The sequence below is a fragment of the Kocuria sp. genome (assembly GCF_030530945.1).
In the GTDB taxonomy this organism is placed as follows: Bacteria; Actinomycetota; Actinomycetes; order Actinomycetales; family Micrococcaceae; genus Kocuria.
Window position 1 is genome coordinate 124,090 of the sequence record NZ_JAUMTZ010000005.1, and the last position, 15,825, is coordinate 139,914.

The window sequence follows — 15,825 nt, forward strand, 5'->3', positions numbered from 1 at the left end:
ACTGATGCCCCGGAGTTATCCGTTCGACCGGCCGGGCCGGGCGGAGGGGCTCCGGGGCATCCGTGTGTCCCCTGTTGCGGGACGCCGCGGCCGCCTGAGCCGCAACGCCCAGGACACAATGTTATGAAACACCGTTGCCAAAGGAAAGGCCGAAGAGCCCCACGCCGGACGGGAACGGGTGCCGTGGCCGCCCATACACTGGGGTGCAGACCGGAGCCCGAGCCGAGGAGAGCAATGTCCCAGAGGACCAAGAGCCCCGCATCCAGGCCGCCCGAGGTGGATGAGCGGACACTGGTCCGGGAGGGCCTCGACCGGGCCGCCGTGGCTCAGCGCGTGGAGCTGGGGCTCACCAACGCAGCCTCGAACACCACGTCCCGCAGCGTGTGGGCCATTATCCGCACACACGTCTTCACACTCTTCAACCTGGTGCTGGGGCTGTGTGCCGCCGTCATCATCGCGCTCGGCCGCTGGCTGGACCTGCTGTTCTGTCTGGCCGCGATCGGCAACGTGACCATCGGGTTCGTCCAGGAGTTCTCCGCCAAGCGGCAGCTGGACAGGATCGCGCTCCTGCGGCGGGACCCCGCCACGGTCCTGCGGGACGGCCAGACCACGCAGATCCCGCTGGAGCAGATCGTGCTGGACGACGTCCTGCTGCTCAGCCGCGGAGACCAGGTTCCCGCGGACGGGGAGGTCCTGGAGGCGGACGGCCTGGACATGGACGAGTCCCTGCTCACGGGGGAGAACGATCCCGTGCTTAAGCGCCGGGGGGACAGGGTGTTCTCGGCCTCCAGCGTCACGAGCGGTTCCGGCCGCGTGCGGGTCACCGCGGTGGGGGAGAAGTCCCACGCCTCCAAGCTGGCCACGGAGGCCCGCCAGTTCGCCCCCATCCGCTCCGAGCTGCGCGAGTCCCTGGCGCGGGTGGTGCGGTGGCTGAGCATCGCCCTGATCCCCATCATCGCGGTGGTCCTCAACGGACAGATGCGCGCCGCGGGCGGGTGGCGCCACGCCCTGGACGCCGGAACGTGGGAGGACGCGCTGGTGGCCTCGGTGTCCTCCGTGGCCTCCATGATCCCGCAGGGCCTGGCACTGATGACCACCATCAGCTTTGCCGTGGCCGCCGTGAAGCTCGCCCGGGACGAGGTCCTCATCCAGGAGCAGCCCGCCGTGGAGGTCCTGGCCCGGGTGGACACCGTCTGCTTCGACAAGACCGGCACCCTCACGGAGGGTGGTGTCTCGTTCGACGCCGCCCGCCCCCTCGTCCCGTCCAGCGCGCAGCGCGCGGCCGGGACCGGCGGCAGCAGAGGATCGGAGCCGGGCGGCGTCGTCGGACGCGAGGTCCTCGCGGCAGGTAAGACCGCGGAAACCCATGACGCGTCTGGCTCCGACGGTGCCCCGCCGGCCGCCTGCGGCACAGTCGCGGACGCCGTCGCCGACGCGGAGACCCTGGACCCTTCCCCCGAGGCGGCGGCGGCCCTCGGTTGGTTCGGTGCGGACCCGCACGCGAACCCCACGGCCGCGGCCCTGGCCGAGGGCTTCGAGGACCCGCACCCCGGCCAGCCTGTGGCCGTGCTGGCCTTCTCCTCCGCGAACCGCTACTCGGGCGTGGAGTTCGAGGACTCGGGGGCCTGGGTCCTGGGGGCGCCCGAGGTGCTGCTGCGTGGAGAGCAGTGGCGCGAGGCCCGGGGGCACGCGCAGCGACTCGCGGGCGCCGGCATGCGTACCATGGTGCTCTCCCACGCAGAGCACCTGGTGATGGCGCGGGACGGCGGTTCCGACGAGACGCCGCGCGCCGTCCAGAAGCTGCCCGCGGACCAGCAGCCCCAGTTCATCCTCACCTTCCGGGAGCAGGTGCGCGCGGACGCGCGGGAGACCCTGGCCTACTTCACGGAGCAGGGCATCGACCTGAAAGTCTTCTCCGGGGACAACCCCGCAACGGTCGCGGCCGCGGCGGGCATGGCGGGCATGGATGTCTCGCACGGCGCCGTGGACGCCAGCGAGCTGCCGGACGACGGCGAGGTCCTGCACCGGGCCGCGCTGGAGCACAGCGTGTTCGGCCGTGTGTCCCCGCACCAGAAGAAGAACATGGTGGCCGGGCTGCAGCAGAGCGGGCACGTGGTGGCCATGGCCGGGGACGGGATCAACGATGCACTGGCCCTGAAGCACGCGGACCTCGGGATCGCGATGGGCAACGCCGCCCCCGCCACCAAGGCGGTCTCCCGGCTGGTGCTCCTGGACGGACAGTTCTCGCGGTTGCCGGCTGTGCTGGCCGAGGGGCGCCGGATCATCGCGAACATCGAACGCGTGACCAACCTGTTCCTCACCAAGACCGGGTTTGCGGTACTCATGGGCGTGGTCCTGGGTCTGCTCGCGTGGACCTTCCCGTTCCTGCCCCGCCAGTACTCCACGGCCGACGCCCTGATGATCGGAATGCCCTCCTTCATCCTGACTATGCTGCCCAACACCCGGCGCTACGTCTCCGGATACCTGCGCCGGGCGCTGCACTTCGCGGTTCCGAGCGCTGCGATCGTGACCCTGTGCGTGGTGACGCTGAACCTCTACGAGCGCACGGTGGACCCGGCGGGCAGCACGGAGGCCTTCCAGACCTCGAACTTCCTGGTCCTGGTGCTCGTGGGGCTGTGGGTGCTGTGCGTGGGCTCCCGGCCGCTGACCCTCGTGCGGCTGGCGCTGGTGGTGGCCATGTACGCGGGGCTCGTGCTGGTCCTGGTCATTCCGCTCTCGCTGCTCTACCACCAGTTCGAGCTCCCGCACCCCTCCCTGTTCTGGGCCTCGCTGGCGGTTGCCGCGGCCGGGTCGCTGCTGGTGGAACTCAACTTCCGCGTGCACACCCGGTGGCTGCGGCGCTCCCAGCCGGAGGCATTCGTCGCGGACGCCCGCGCTCAGCGTGCCGACGCGCACGTGCGGGGCCACTAGAGCCGGGCGGGCCGGACACCGGATGCGCCGGGAGTCCGCCACGGATGCCCGGGACCCGGGACCCGGGAACTGGAACGCAGAACGCCCCGTCACCGGGTGGTGACGGGGCGTCCGCTGTGGAGCCGCCTGCCGGAATCGAACCGGCGACCTATTCATTACGAGTGAATCGCTCTACCGACTGAGCTAAGGCGGCGTGACCGGGGTGGATACACCCCAGATGCACGCCGAAACATTATCAGACAGGCCTGTGGCACCACCAATCAGGCGGAGCCGCAGGTGGTTCCCTCCGCGGGCAGGGTCCCGTCCAGGAAGTAGTCGTCCACGGCGCCGGTGACGCACGAGTCGCCGGAGGTGTACGCCGTGTGGCCGTACCCCTCGTGCTTCAGCAGGCGGGCGGCGCCGAGCTGGCGGGTGAGGGACTCCGCCCACGGGTAGGGCGTGGCGGGGTCGTGGGTGGTGCCGATCACCAGAGCGGGCGTCTCCACGTCCGCGCGGTAGTCGTCCAGCGGCTGCACGGGTTCGTCCGGCCAGCCCTGGCAGGACGCGGCCCCGTAGCCCAGGTACGGCCCGAAGGTGGGCGCGCGTCTGCTCAGCTCGGCCGCGGCGGCCTTCATCTGCTCGTCGGAGACCTTCTCGGGGGAGGCGTCCAGGCAGCTCACGGCGGTGAACGCCATGGACACGTTGGAGGTGTACTTCCCGGAGGAGTCCCGGCCGTGGTTGGAGTCGGAGAACGCCATGAGCGGGTTCATGTCCCCGTTGAAAGCCGATGCCAGCGCGGAGTTCAGCTGCGGGTACCCGGTGGTGGAGTAGAGGGGCACCAGGATGCCCTCGAGCGCGTTGGTGGCCGTGACGGTGCGCCCGTCGGAGGTCTTGGGCCGCTTCCTGTCGGTGGTGGCGAGCATGTCCTGGACCTTGGCGACGCCGGCGGAGACGTCCTTGCCCGCCACCGCGCAGTTCCTCGTGGTCTCCTGGCAGTCGGCCACGAAGTGCCGCAGGTTGTCCTCGAAGCCCTCGGCCTGGGCGAGGGACGAGGCGCGCTCGTCCAGCGTGGGGTCCACGGCCCCGTCCAGGACCATGCGTCCCGTGCGCCGGGGGAACAGGTGGGCGTAGGTGGCCCCGATCTCGGTGCCGTAGGAGAAGCCCAGGTAGTGGGTGGTGGCCTGGCCCATCACGGCCCGCAGCACGTCCAGGTCCCGGGCCACGCTCTGGGTGTCCATGTGGGAGACCACCGCGGAGGAGTGCTGGTGGCACTTCTCCCCGATCTCCCGGGAGGCGCTGCGCAACTCGTCCAGGGACTCCTTCTGCGGGTCGAAGGCCGGCTCGGCCCGCCACCTGTCCAGCTCGGCGTCGGAGAGGCAGTGAATCCCGTCGGAGCGCTCCACGCCGCGGGGGTCGAAGCCCACGAGGTCGTAGTCGCGGCGCATCTGCGGGGAGGTGAAGTAGCCCGTGGAGGCCATCATGTCCACGCCCGAGCCACCGGGACCGCCGGGATTGAGGAACAGCGCCCCACGGGACCCGGAGCCCGTGGCCTTCAGGCGGGCGATCTCCACCGTGGTGTCACCGGCGGTGGGGTGCGAGTAGTCCAGCGGCACGGTGATTCCCGCGCACTCCAGCCCGTGCGGGAACTCCTGCTGGTCGGTGCTGGTCTCGCACCGGCCCCACTGCGGGCTCTGGGTGTAGTAGCGCTGCAACGCCGGGTCGGTGCTCGCCGTGACGTCCGGGTCCGCGCTGCCGCGGGCCTCGGTGTCCTCCCCGGTGCCGCCGGAGCACCCGGTGAGGGCCAGGACCGCGACGCCCAGGAGGACGGCGGCGCGGCGGGGGAGGGAGGGTTTCACGTGGGGCCTCTCGAGGGGTCAGACGATGGAGACCATCATGGCCTCGAACGCGAGCTGGGCGCTGACGTTGGTGCGGATCCGGCGGCGGGTCTCGCTGATCACGTCGATCCTGTGCAGCGTCTGCTCCGCCGGGGTGTTGGTGGCGTAGCCGCGGATCTGCTCCTCCAGGTGCAGGTTGATCAGCGGCATGCCGGTGCCGAGCTGCACGCTCAGCACGTCCCGGTAGAACGTGGTGAGGTCGATCAGGAACCGGTCCAGCGTGTCGGTCTGGATCCTGCGGGACCGGCGCTTCTGGTCCGCCTCCAGCCGGTTGAGCGCACCGCGGATGGCGGGCGGAACGCGGCCCGTCTCCGGGGCACCCATGGAGACCAGCAGCTGCGCGCGCTCCTCGTCGTTGCGGGCCTCGGCGTCCGCCGCGGACTCGTCCACCGCCAGACGGTGGAGGCGGTCCGCGGCGCGCACGGCCTGGGTGACACCCCGCATGGACAGCGGGAGGGAGACGACCTCCTGGCGGCGGGTGCGGGCGTCGTCGTAGAGCGCAAGGCGGGTGGCCACCCCCACGTGGCACTGGGCGAGGCGGGCGCACTCCACGGCCCGCTGCTCCGGGACCCCGTGCCGGGCCACGAGCAGGCGTGCCACGTCCTGGGGGGAGGGGACCTTGAGGGTGACCGGGCGGCAGCGGGAGCGGATGGTCACGAGCACGTCCATGGGGGAGGGCGCGCACAGCAGCCAGATGGTGTGCGGCGGGGGCTCCTCGATGCTTTTGAGCATCACGTTCGAGGTCCGCTCGGTCATGCGGTCGGCGTCCTCCACCACCATGATGCGCCAGGACCCCACGGACGGCCGGTCCTGTGCCCGCACCACGAGCTCGCGGGCCTCCTCGATGCTGATCTGCGGGTTCTCGGTGACGAAGTTGGTGACGTCCGCGTGGGTGCCCGCCAACGCCGTGCGGCACGCGTGGCACTGCCCGCAGCCGGTCCCGTGCTCGCACAGCAGCGCGGCGGCCAGGGCCCGTGCCGCCGTGGAGCGTCCGGACCCCGGGGGCCCGGTGAACAGCCAGGCGTGGGTGGGTTCCCTGTCCCGGGCGGCGCGCTGCAGCTGCTCTACCACGCGCGGCTGCCCCACCACCTCGTCCCACACGCTCACGGGTGGACCTCCTCGGCGGCGGGCAGCAGCGCACCCACGCGCCGCGCCACGGCACCGGTGATCTCCTGCGCGGGGGCGGCCGCGTCCAGGACCAGGTACCGGGAGGGGGCGCGGGCCGCGAGCTCGCGGAAGGCCGCGTTCACAGTGGTGTGGAAGGCTCGTGCCTCCGTCTCCATGCGGTCGGCGAGCCCCCCGCGCTCGCGGCGTCGTGCCTCCGCGGTGGCGGGGTCCACGTCCAGGAGGACCGTCAGCTGCGGCACGAGACCCTGCAGCGCCCACCGGTTCAGCTCCAGGACGTGTTCGAGCCCCAGGCCACGCCCCGCGCCCTGGTAGGCGGCGGAGGAGTCCACGAAGCGGTCGCAGAGCACGATCTCGCCGCGCTCCAGGGCGGGACGGATCAGCCTGGCCACGTGGTCCGCGCGCGCTGACGCGAAGAGCAGGGCTTCCGTGGTGGGGGACACGGGCGCATGGGTGGGGTCCAGGACCAGGGCGCGCAACGACTCCGCGAGCGGGGTGCCACCGGGTTCGCGCGTGCAGGTCACCGTGCGACCCGCCTGCCGCAGGTGACGCGCCAGGGCGGCCAGCTGGGTGGACTTCCCGGCGCCGTCGCCGCCCTCGAAGACGACGAGGACCCCGGGCGTTGATCGATTCACGACCCCCACTCTAGCGAGCGCCCCCGACAGCCGGAGCGTGCCGCCGGGCCTGGGGAGGGCGCCGCGCACGGTGGTGGCGGACGGACCCCGGCTAGGCTGTGGTGCCATGCACAAGGACACAGTGGTGGTGGCCGCAGGCCGCCCCGACCACTCCCACGACGCACCCGTGAACCCTCCCGTGGTGCTCACCTCCACGTACCGGGGCGTGGGTGCCGTGGCCGAGGGGGACCGCTCCTACGCGCGCAGCACCAACCCCACGTGGGAGGCACTGGAGGACGTGCTCGCGCGCCTGGAGGACGCGCCCTGCCCGGCGCTGGCCTACGCCTCCGGAATGGCCGCGATCACCGCCGTGCTCACGCTGGTGCCCGTGGGCGGGACCCTGGTGCTGCCCCGCCACAGCTACCAGGGCAGCATGCAGCTCGCCCGCCGCTGGGAGCAGCGGGGGATCTTCACGGTGCGCACCGTGGACATCGCCGACACCGGGGCCACCCTCGCGGCACTGGACGGGGCGGACATGCTGTGGGTCGAGAGCCCCACCAACCCCATGCTGGAGATCGCCGACCTCCCGGTCCTGCTGCGCGGTGCGCGCGAGCGCGGCGTGCTCAGCGCGGTGGACAACACCTTCGCCACGCCCCTGCTCCAGCGGCCCCTCACGCTGGGCGCGGACCTCGTGGTGCACTCCGCCACCAAGTACCTCGCGGGCCACTCGGACGTGCTCATGGGCGCTGTGCTGTGCGCCTCGGAGCAGCTGCGCTCCCGGCTGCACTCCCAGCGCTCCCTCGAGGGTGCGATCCCGGGACCGTTCGAGGCGTGGCTGACCCTGCGCGGGGTCCGCACCCTCGCCGTGCGGGTGGAGCGTTCCATGGCCTCCGCCGCGGAGCTCGCCCGCCGCGCCCAGGACCACCCCGCCGTCGCACGGGTGCTGTACCCAGGCCTGCCGCAGGACCCGGGCCACGAGCGGGCGGTCGCGCAGCTGCGGGGCGGGTTCGGTTCGGTGCTCGCACTGGTCCCCCACGACGACGCCGCCGCGGCCGAGCGCCTCGTCTCGCGCCTGCGCGTGTGGACCCCCGCCACGTCCCTCGGCGGCGTGGAGTCCCTCGTGGAACGACGGCGCCGGCACCACGACGAGCCCCACAGCGTGCCCGAGAACCTGCTGCGGCTGTCCGTGGGGATCGAGAACGTGGAGGACCTCTGGCAGGACCTGCGCGCGGGGCTCGACGCGCTCGCCGGTCGGTAGACTGGGCCCGTGACTTCCTTCCCGTGGGCCCTGGCACTGGCGAACTACCTGGACTACGCCATCACCCTGGTTGTGGCCGTCCTGGCACTGCTCGCCGCTCTCGACTGCGTGCGCCGCCCCGCGGTGCAGTTCGAGCGCGCGTGGAAGCGCACCAAGGCGTTCTGGCTCGCGCTGACCGGCGGCGCCGCGGTGGTGACCGTGTTCAGTGCGGTGTTCTCCACGCTCATGCTGGTGCGCGCGGGTGTCCCCGGGACCGGTTCGCTGCTGCTGATGCTCATCGCCGCCACCATTGCCGGTGTGTACCTTGCGGACGTCCGCCCCGCGGTCTCCGGGCAGTCCAGGAACCCCGGCTACTGGTAGGTCGGCGCGTCCCGCGGAGCCACCGCGGACCACGGCACCGTGAGCTCTCCCAGCCGCCACCGGCGGGGTCCGTGGAGCACGGGCCAGCCGCCGGCCCGCAGGTCCCGGCACGTGGCGATCCAACGCTGCCGCGCCCCGAACGGTGACAGCGGCGCGTTCGCCAGCCAGGCGGCGTCGGCCGCGGCGAGGAAGTCGTGCACGGGTTCCCCGGCCACGTTGCGGTGGATGAGGATCTTGGGCAGCCGGGCGGCCACGTCGGAGGGCAGGTCGTGGGTGTCCGGGCGCATGCTCACGGTGAAGGTCTGCGGCCCGCGGGCGTCGCAGCACAGCCACGTGGCCAGGCGTCCGATCTCGTCGCACGTGCCGTCCATGAGCACTCCGCCCGCAGCCAGCCGGGAGCACGCGAGCTCCCACGCCGCCGGGACCTCCGCCACCGGGTACTGCCGCAGCACGTTGAACGCCCGCACGAACACGGGGGCGCGGCCACCGGTGGGGATCTCGAACCCGCCGCGGCGGAACGAGAGCCCCGGCCGGATGTGGACGTGGGCGGCGGCCACCCGTTCAGGGTCGATCTCGATGCCCAGGACCTCCGTGTCCGGGCGCACCCCGCGCACGCGTTCCCACAGCTCCACGGTGGTCAGTGGTGCGGCCCCGAACCCCAGGTCCACCACGAGCGGGTCCTCGGCGCGGCGCAGCAGCGGGGCGAGGACCCCGGTAAGGTAGCGGTCCGCGCGGCGCAACCTGTTGGGGTTGGTGGTTCCCCGGGTGATGGCTCCCACGGGGCGGGACTGAGCGGGCACACGGTCACTGTACGCCGCGCCGCGTGGCCCGTTCCCCCACGAGCCCAGCGGTGGGACAATGGGGGCATGGCTAACGATGCGACCACACACAAGCTCATCCTGCTGCGCCACGGCCAGTCCGAGTGGAACGAGAAGAACCTGTTCACGGGGTGGGTGGACGTCCCCCTCACCGAGAAGGGCCGGGCGGAGGCCACCCGCGGCGGTGAGATGCTCGTCGAGAACCAGCTGCTGCCGGACGTGGTCCACACGTCCCTGCTCCGCCGTGCCATGAACACGGCGAACCTCGCGCTGGACGCGGCGGACCGGCTGTGGATCCCCGTGAAGCGCTCCTGGCGCCTCAACGAGCGCCACTACGGTGCGCTGCAGGGCAAGAACAAGGCCGAGATCCGCGAGGAGTACGGCGAGGAGCAGTTCATGACCTGGCGCCGCTCCTACGACACCCCGCCGCCCGCGCTGGAGGACTCCTCCGAGTGGTCCCAGGCGGGGGACCCCCGGTACGCGGACGTGGCCGAGCTGCCGCGCACCGAGTGCCTCAAGGACGTCCTGGAGCGCTTCCTGCCGTACTGGGACGAGCAGATCGTCCCGGACCTGAAGGCCGGCAAGACCGTGCTGGTGGCCGCCCACGGCAACTCCCTGCGCGCCCTGGTCAAGCACCTGGACGGGATCTCCGACGACGACATCGCCGGACTCAACATCCCCACGGGCATCCCGCTGTTCTACGAGCTGGACCAGAACTTCAAGCCCGTCACCGCGGGCGGCCGCTACCTGGACCCGGACGCCGCCGCCGAGTCCATCCAGGCCGTGGCCAACCAGGGCAAGAAGTAGCCCGCAGCCCCGGACAGACGAATCCCCCGTCGGCACGCAGCCGGCGGGGGATTCGTCGTGACGGGCGCGGGCCCGGTGGAGTCACTCGCCGGCGTCCGCCGCCACGTTGCCGTGGCCCGTGGGGCGGGAGTCCGAGACGGGCGCCCAGTCGCCGGTCACCAGGTAGGAGACCTTCCGGGCCACGGAGACACCGTGGTCCCCGATCCGCTCCAGGTAGCGGGACGCCAGGGTGACGTCCACGGCGGTGGGCACGGAGGAGTCCCAGCTCGGGTCCGCGAGCATCTCGAAGACCTGCTGGTGCTTGAGGTTCAGCTCGGACTTCAGGGCGAAGATCTCGTCCGCCTCACTGATGTCCCGGTCCTCGAGCACGGAGATCATCCGGGAGAGCAGCTTGAGGTCGATGTCGAACATCTGCTCGAAGTGCCCGCGCATGGCCTCCGGCAGGACGGTCTCGGGGAAGCGCAGCCGGGCGAGCTGCGCCAGGTGGCGCGCCAGGTCCCCCATCCGCTCCAGGGAGGCGCTCATCCGCAGGGCCCCCACGATCATGCGCAGGTCCGAGGCCACGGGCGCCTGCAGGGCCAGGATGTCGATGGAGCGCTCGTCGAGGTCGTTCTGCAGGAAGTCGATGCGCGCGTCGTTGGAGATGACCTCCTCGGCCACCTGGATGTCCGCGTCCAGGAATGCGGTCCGGGCGCTCTCCAGCGCCTGCTGCACGAGAGTGGCGATCTGGATCAGCTCTTCGCCGACCTGGTGGAGCTCGGCCTGGAAAACCTTACGCACAGGGGACGTCCTTTCGTTCGGGGCGATTCTTGGTCCCGTAGCCTACGCGTCCCGTTCGGGCGGGGGGCCACCGGGGAGCGGCATGACGGATCCGCACACGCGGGCCAAGAGTCGCAGGCCGGTGTGAACGAACCGCCATCCGCAGGTGAACGTTGGCTGAACCGGGCCACCACCTCGCGCGGAGGCCGGTCCGGCGGGGGCGGGCCGGTCTAAGCTGGCTCCCGTGAGTGAGACGACGATCGCCCTGGTGGCCGGATTCATCGGCTTCCTGCTGGGCATCAGCGGGCTGGTCGCCGTGCGGGTGAGCCAGCGGCGTCGTCACCCGTTCGTGGACGTGCAGGAGCCCACGCTGCCAGAGGGGACCGCCGAGATCCTCGCGGCGCTGGGACTCGCGTACGTGGTGGTGGACGGCGTGGACGGAGTGGTCAGGGCCTCGCCCGCGGCGTACGCCTACGGCATCGTGCGGGGGCACACCGTGGTCCACGAGGAGCTGCTGGAGATGGTCCGCCGCACCCGGCGCAACGGCGTGGTGGAGGAGCAGCGTCTGGAGCTCACCCGGGGGCAGCTGCAGCGCGGGGCCATCGTGCTGGACGTGCGCGTGGTCACCATTGCGGACGAGTACATCCTGCTGCTCGCCGACGACCAGACGGAGATCGTGCGCGCCCAGTCCATCCGCAACGACTTCGTGGCCAACGTGTCCCACGAGCTGAAGACGCCGGTGGGCGCCATCAGCCTGCTCTCCGAGGCCATTGCGGACGCCTCCGAGGACCGCGAGGCCGTGCTGCACTTCGCGGCGAGCCTGCATCGCGAGTCCGCGCGGCTGACCGCCCTGGTGCAGGACATCATCGAGCTCTCCCGGCTGCAGGGCACGGACGTTGTGGCGCAGGGCGCCCCCGTGGACCTGAACCGGGCGGTGGGGGAGGCCGTGGACCGCAGCCGGCTCGCGGCCGAGACCAGGAGCATCGAGGTCAAGGTGGGGGGCCGCGTCGACACCCCGGTGTTCGGGGACCCGGACATGCTCGTCACCGCGGTGCGCAACCTGGTGGACAACGCGGTGCGCTACTCGCCGGAAGGCACCCGCGTGGGCGTGGGGCTGCGGGAGCGCGGCGGCACGGCGCTGATCACCGTGACGGACCAGGGCCCGGGCATCCCCGAGGCCGAGCAGGACCGGATCTTCGAGCGCTTCTACCGTGTGGACGGGGCCCGCTCCCGGCAGACCGGGGGGACCGGGCTGGGACTGAGCATCGTCAAGCACGTCATGGCCCAGCACGGTGGGGAGGTCTCGGTGTGGTCCCAGCCGGGGCGCGGCTCCACCTTCACACTGGTGCTGCCCGTCATGGACGACCCAGAGGACCACCAGGAGCCGCCGCGTGCCCACGGAACGGGACGCGGTCAACGAGTTGAGGAGCACGCGTGACCCAGATTCTCATGGTCGAGGACGAGGAGTCCCTGAGCGACCCGCTGGCCTACCTGCTGGGCAGGGAGGGCTTCGACGTGACCGTCGTGGCGGACGGCACCAGCGCGGTGCCCGAGTTCGAGCGCTCCGGCGCGGACCTCGTGCTGCTGGACCTCATGCTGCCCGGGCAGTCCGGCACGGAGGTGTGCAAGCAGATCCGGCAGCGCTCCAACGTGCCCATCATCATGCTCACCGCCAAGGACGCGGAGATCGACAAGGTCCTGGGGCTGGAGCTCGGTGCCGACGACTACGTCACCAAGCCGTACTCGTCCCGGGAGCTGGTGGCCCGCATCCGTGCGGTGCTGCGACGCCGTTCCGAACCCGAGGAGCTGATCACCGCCACGGTGGCCGCGGGCCCGGTGCGCATGGACGTGGAGCGGCACGTGGTGCACGTGGCCGGGGAGCCCGTGGCCATGCCCCTGAAGGAGTTCGAGCTGCTGGAGATGCTCCTGCGCAACGCCGGTCGGGTGCTCACGCGCGGGCAGCTCATCGACAGGGTCTGGGGCTCGGACTACGTGGGGGACACTAAGACCCTGGACGTGCACGTGAAGCGGCTGCGCTCCAAGGTGGAGCCCGATCCTTCCTCGCCGCGGCACATCGTGACCGTGCGGGGGCTGGGCTACAAGTTCGAGCCCTGAGTCGCGCCACCCCGGTCCACGGAGCAGTGGCCCGGGGCACCGGGTACGCGCCCCTGCACGGGGGCGGGAGCGGACACGCAAGAGGGTCGCATCCCGCGGGATGCGACCCTCTTCCGTGTCCACGTGGGGGACTGTCCACCGACCTCCGAGGTGAGCCTCCGCGGGACTGCTAGCCCTCGTGCTCCTCGGCCTTGGGGGTGTTGGAGGGGTTGGCCGGCGTGGTGGGGGCGCCGCCGGGCACGAAGGAGGCGTACCGGGCGTAGGTGTGGTCCAGCACCGGGACGGAGACGGTGTTGTCCTTGCCGTCCCCGGTGAACTTGGTGGTGACCATCAGGCCCGGATTGGCGCCCGCGCGGTCCAGGATCACAGGCTTGGACTTCTCCAGGATCACCTCGCCGTTGGCGGGGACCTGGATCGTGGCGGTTGCGCCGCCCGCGTCCAGGGTAAGGGACTGCTCGTCGTTCCCGTTGTTGATCACGGTGCCCAGCACGCGGCCCTCGGAGTCCGCGCTCTCACCCACCACCAGGATGTTGCGCAGCTGCATGTCGCCCAGGTCCATCTGCACACCGTCCGCGGGGGCGAAACTGTCCAGGGTGGCCTGGGGGCTGATGTACGCGCATCCGCTCACGGTGGTCAGGACGGCGAGCGCTGCCACACCCGTCCCGAGGTGCTGCAGCTTCTTGTGGGCGGCGTTCTTCACGGCACGAACTCCTCGGGCTCTCGGACGGTGGGTCGGAAACTGGGGCCAGTCTATCCGTTTGGCCACGGATCGTCTGCATCCGCGCCCACCCGTGGCGCCCCGGGCGTGCGCGGTCGGTGCGGTGTCCCGTGCGGCGGGGAGGTGCCCGCGGCGGGCCCCCCGGAACCCGACCGTGCGGCGTCGTGGGGCGGGAGAGGGCCCTTGTCGGACGGATCGGCGCATCATACACCGTGGTAGACTTGGTGGGCTGAAAGGGGTTTGTGCATGGTTTTTGAGGTTGGCGAAACGGTCGTTTATCCGCACCACGGTGCCGCGACCATCGAGGAGATCAAGACTCGCACCGTCAAGGGCGAGGAGAAGATGTATCTCCGGCTGAAGGTGACCCAGGGGGACCTCATGATCGAGGTGCCGGCGGAGAACGTGGACCTCGTGGGCGTGCGCGACGTCGTGGACGAGGACGGTCTCAAGCAGGTCATCGCGGTGCTGCAGGCGCAGGACGCGGAGGAGGCCTCCAACTGGTCCCGCCGCTACAAGGCCAACCTCGAGAAGCTCGCCTCCGGTGACGTCCTCAAGGTCGCCGAGGTCGTCCGCGACCTGTGGCGCCGGGACCGCGGCAAGGGCCTGTCCGCCGGGGAGAAGCGCATGCTGACCAAGGCCCGCCAGATCCTCACCTCCGAGCTGGCCCTCGCCAAGAAGATCGACGAGGAAGAGGCGGAGAAGCGCCTGGACGACATCCTCTCCGCGGACTGAGCGCAGCCCGCACCGTGACACACCACCACACCGCGAGCCCGTCCACCGTGGACGGGCTCGCGGTCGTCGTCGTGGCCGCCGGTTCCGGGACCCGCCTGGGGTACGGCCTTCCGAAGGCCCTGGTCCCCGTGGCGGGGCGGTCCGTGCTGGAGTGGGCCCTCGGCACCGTGCGCCAGGCTCTGCCTACCGCGGAGCTCGTGGTCACCGTTCCGGAGGGGGACACCGAGCTCACGGCCGCGGCCCACCGCTCGGGCGCCACCGCCGTGACCGGGGGTCCCACGCGGGCGCAGTCCGTGGCGCGCGCCCTCGCCGCCCTTCCGGAGCGGGCCACGCACGTCCTGGTGCACGACGCCGCTCGCTGCCTCACCCCGGCCGCTGTCTTCGAGCGAGTGGTCGCCGCGCTCGCGTCCGGGTCCCGCGCGGTGGTCCCGGTGACCGAGGTGACGGACACCGTGCGGGGTGTGGACGCCGCCGGGCGCAGCACGGGCACGGTGGAGCGCTCCGCGCTGCGCCGCGTGCAGACCCCTCAGGGCTTCGAACGGCACCTGCTGGAACGGGTGAACACCGCGGCGGGGCTGCTGCCCGTGGTCCCCGCGGGGGACGCCCCGGACGAGAACGCCGGAGCCCCCGCTGAGGGAGCGGCGCCCCAGCCCGTTGTGGGTCCGGACGGGGACCCCGAGGGCATCACGGACGACGCCAGCCTCGTGGAGCGCTTCGCCCCGGAGCAGCCGGTGGACCTGGTGGCCGGGCACGAGGAGTCCTTCAAGATCACCCGCCCCGTGGACCTGCTCCTGGCCCGCGCGCTCGCCGACGCCCGGGGCTGATCCCGCCGGTCCGGCGGGATCAGCCCCGGCCCCCACGGACCTGCGGACGGGGTGCGTGGAGAACGAGCCGAGCGCCGCCCACCGTGACAGCCCCGATGACCGTGCGCCTCGGGACCGTCCGCCCCGTGCTGTGCCCGGGGCGACTCCGCCGTGCCACGGGCGAGCCCGTCCGCGACAATGGGTGCATGACCGACGCCTCCGCGCCCCACGACTGCCTGCCCTCCCAGCACTCCCGTCCATCCGCGCCGCCCGCGCCGGTGGACGGGCCCCGTGAGGAGCGGGACCCGGAGGGCGGTCCCACCGCGGCCGTGCCCTTCCCCCTGCCCCAGGTGGGTGTGGGTGTGGACGTCCACGCCTTCGGCCCGGAGGGCACACCCCTGTGGATCGCGGGGCTGCTGTGGCCCGGGGAGCGGGGGCTGAGCGGGCACTCGGACGGGGACGTGGTGGCCCACGCCGCGGCGGACGCCCTGTTCTCGGCCGCCGGGGTGGGGGACCTGGGGGCCCACTTCGGCACGGACCGGCCCGAGTTCGCGGGCGCGTCCGGGTGCCGGATCCTCGCGGAGGCCGTGCGGATCGTCACGGGGGCGGGATACGCGGTGGGCAACATCTCCGTGCAGCTCGTGGGCAACCGCCCCAAGTTCGCGCCCCGCAGGGCGGAGGCCGCGGAAGTGCTCACCCGGGCCGCGGGCGCCCCCGTGCACCTGAGCGCCACCACCACGGACGCCCTCGGCCTCACCGGTCGCGGGGAGGGGATCGCCGCGATCGCCACCGCGCTGGTGGTGCGGCGCCCCTGACCGGACCCGCCTCCCGAGGTGTGGCGGAGGGGCGGGGGTGCCACCCGGGGCGCACCAGCGGGACGGTGCCGGGCGCCGTCGTCGGCGGGAGGCTCC

General features: G+C 72.1%; 15 protein-coding genes and 1 tRNA gene. 9 read left to right on the forward strand and 7 right to left on the reverse strand.

Going from position 1 to position 15,825, the window contains the following annotated elements; all coding sequences use genetic code 11:
* The first annotated feature begins 234 nt into the window (after positions 1-234).
* Entirely contained in the window at positions 235-2,931 is a 2,697-nt protein-coding gene (locus tag Q4A22_RS06905) for an HAD-IC family P-type ATPase (RefSeq protein WP_303178033.1), read from the forward strand.
* Positions 2,932-3,048: 117 nt separating this feature from the next.
* On the opposite strand, the gene Q4A22_RS06910 is transcribed toward Q4A22_RS06905, so the two are convergent.
* From Q4A22_RS06910 to tmk, 4 genes are all read right to left on the reverse strand, one after another.
* A tRNA-Thr gene (locus Q4A22_RS06910) sits at positions 3,049-3,124 on the reverse strand.
* Between the two features lie 67 nt (positions 3,125-3,191).
* Positions 3,192-4,766 (reverse strand): alpha/beta hydrolase, encoded by a 1,575-nt coding sequence (locus tag Q4A22_RS06915; RefSeq protein ID WP_303178035.1) that lies wholly within the window; start codon positions 4,764-4,766, stop codon positions 3,192-3,194.
* 18 nt (positions 4,767-4,784) lie between these two features.
* Positions 4,785-5,912 carry a DNA polymerase III subunit delta' gene (locus Q4A22_RS06920; RefSeq protein ID WP_303178037.1) on the reverse strand — a complete coding sequence of 376 codons (1,128 nt, stop codon included), beginning with the start codon at positions 5,910-5,912 and terminating at the stop codon, positions 4,785-4,787.
* Positions 5,909-6,565, reverse strand: coding sequence for a dTMP kinase (gene tmk, locus Q4A22_RS06925; protein ID WP_303178038.1), 657 nt, complete (start codon positions 6,563-6,565; stop codon positions 5,909-5,911). Before tmk ends, Q4A22_RS06920 begins: the two co-directional genes overlap by 4 nt.
* A gap of 106 nt (positions 6,566-6,671) precedes the next feature.
* Here tmk and Q4A22_RS06930 point away from each other — a divergent pair, with 106 nt between their 5' ends.
* Positions 6,672-7,802, forward strand: a complete 1,131-nt coding sequence (locus Q4A22_RS06930; RefSeq protein WP_303178039.1) for a PLP-dependent aspartate aminotransferase family protein — start codon at positions 6,672-6,674, stop codon at positions 7,800-7,802.
* A 9-nt stretch (positions 7,803-7,811) separates the two neighbouring features.
* Positions 7,812-8,162 (forward strand): DUF2516 family protein, encoded by a 351-nt coding sequence (locus Q4A22_RS06935; RefSeq protein WP_303178040.1) that lies wholly within the window; start codon positions 7,812-7,814, stop codon positions 8,160-8,162.
* Here Q4A22_RS06935 and Q4A22_RS06940 read toward each other — a convergent pair.
* Positions 8,153-8,962, reverse strand: coding sequence for a class I SAM-dependent methyltransferase (locus Q4A22_RS06940; protein ID WP_303178041.1), 810 nt, complete (start codon positions 8,960-8,962; stop codon positions 8,153-8,155). The genes Q4A22_RS06935 and Q4A22_RS06940 overlap by 10 nt on opposite strands.
* A gap of 66 nt (positions 8,963-9,028) precedes the next feature.
* Here Q4A22_RS06940 and Q4A22_RS06945 point away from each other — a divergent pair, with 66 nt between their 5' ends.
* A complete protein-coding gene (locus tag Q4A22_RS06945; RefSeq protein ID WP_303178042.1) occupies positions 9,029-9,787 on the forward strand; it encodes a phosphoglyceromutase in 759 nt (252 codons plus the stop codon).
* A gap of 81 nt (positions 9,788-9,868) precedes the next feature.
* Here Q4A22_RS06945 and phoU read toward each other — a convergent pair whose 3' ends face one another.
* Positions 9,869-10,567: a phosphate signaling complex protein PhoU gene (gene phoU / locus Q4A22_RS06950; protein WP_303178044.1), complete on the reverse strand. Its 699-nt coding sequence runs from the start codon at positions 10,565-10,567 to the stop codon at positions 9,869-9,871.
* A gap of 223 nt (positions 10,568-10,790) precedes the next feature.
* Between phoU and Q4A22_RS06955 the strand changes: the two genes are divergently transcribed.
* Together Q4A22_RS06955 and Q4A22_RS06960 are read left to right on the forward strand one after the other, a co-directional pair.
* Positions 10,791-11,984 carry a cell wall metabolism sensor histidine kinase WalK gene (locus Q4A22_RS06955; protein ID WP_303178045.1) on the forward strand — a complete coding sequence of 398 codons (1,194 nt, stop codon included), beginning with the start codon at positions 10,791-10,793 and terminating at the stop codon, positions 11,982-11,984.
* A complete protein-coding gene (locus Q4A22_RS06960) occupies positions 11,981-12,661 on the forward strand; it encodes a response regulator transcription factor (protein WP_303178047.1) in 681 nt (226 codons plus the stop codon). Before Q4A22_RS06955 ends, Q4A22_RS06960 begins: the two co-directional genes overlap by 4 nt.
* Before the next feature lie 169 nt (positions 12,662-12,830).
* Here the strand turns inward: Q4A22_RS06960 and Q4A22_RS06965 are convergent, their stop codons facing one another.
* Positions 12,831-13,361 carry a hypothetical protein gene (locus Q4A22_RS06965; RefSeq protein WP_303178049.1) on the reverse strand — a complete coding sequence of 177 codons (531 nt, stop codon included), beginning with the start codon at positions 13,359-13,361 and terminating at the stop codon, positions 12,831-12,833.
* Positions 13,362-13,625: 264 nt separating this feature from the next.
* On the opposite strand from Q4A22_RS06965, the gene Q4A22_RS06970 reads away from it, so the two are divergent.
* The 3 genes from Q4A22_RS06970 (at position 13,626) to ispF (ending at position 15,729) form a co-directional block, all read left to right on the forward strand.
* Positions 13,626-14,111: a CarD family transcriptional regulator gene (locus Q4A22_RS06970; protein WP_303178050.1), complete on the forward strand. Its 486-nt coding sequence runs from the start codon at positions 13,626-13,628 to the stop codon at positions 14,109-14,111.
* A gap of 14 nt (positions 14,112-14,125) precedes the next feature.
* Entirely contained in the window at positions 14,126-14,935 is an 810-nt protein-coding gene (locus tag Q4A22_RS06975; RefSeq protein WP_303178052.1) for a 2-C-methyl-D-erythritol 4-phosphate cytidylyltransferase, read from the forward strand.
* 308 nt (positions 14,936-15,243) lie between these two features.
* On the forward strand, positions 15,244-15,729 hold the full coding sequence (gene ispF, locus Q4A22_RS06980; RefSeq protein WP_303178070.1) for a 2-C-methyl-D-erythritol 2,4-cyclodiphosphate synthase: 486 nt from the start codon (positions 15,244-15,246) through the stop codon (positions 15,727-15,729).
* Positions 15,730-15,825: the final 96 nt, after the last annotated feature.

What these genes read in the sequence shown, in the direction of transcription:
- Q4A22_RS06945 (WP_303178042.1), top strand. Translation starts at nt 9,029, where the DNA reads ATGGCTAACGATGCGACCACACACAAGCTCATCCTGCTGCGCCACGGC.
- Q4A22_RS06930 (WP_303178039.1), top strand. Translation starts at nt 6,672, where the DNA reads ATGCACAAGGACACAGTGGTGGTGGCCGCAGGCCGCCCCGACCACTCC.
- Q4A22_RS06970 (WP_303178050.1), top strand. Translation starts at nt 13,626, where the DNA reads ATGGTTTTTGAGGTTGGCGAAACGGTCGTTTATCCGCACCACGGTGCC.
- Q4A22_RS06905 (WP_303178033.1), top strand. Translation starts at nt 235, where the DNA reads ATGTCCCAGAGGACCAAGAGCCCCGCATCCAGGCCGCCCGAGGTGGAT.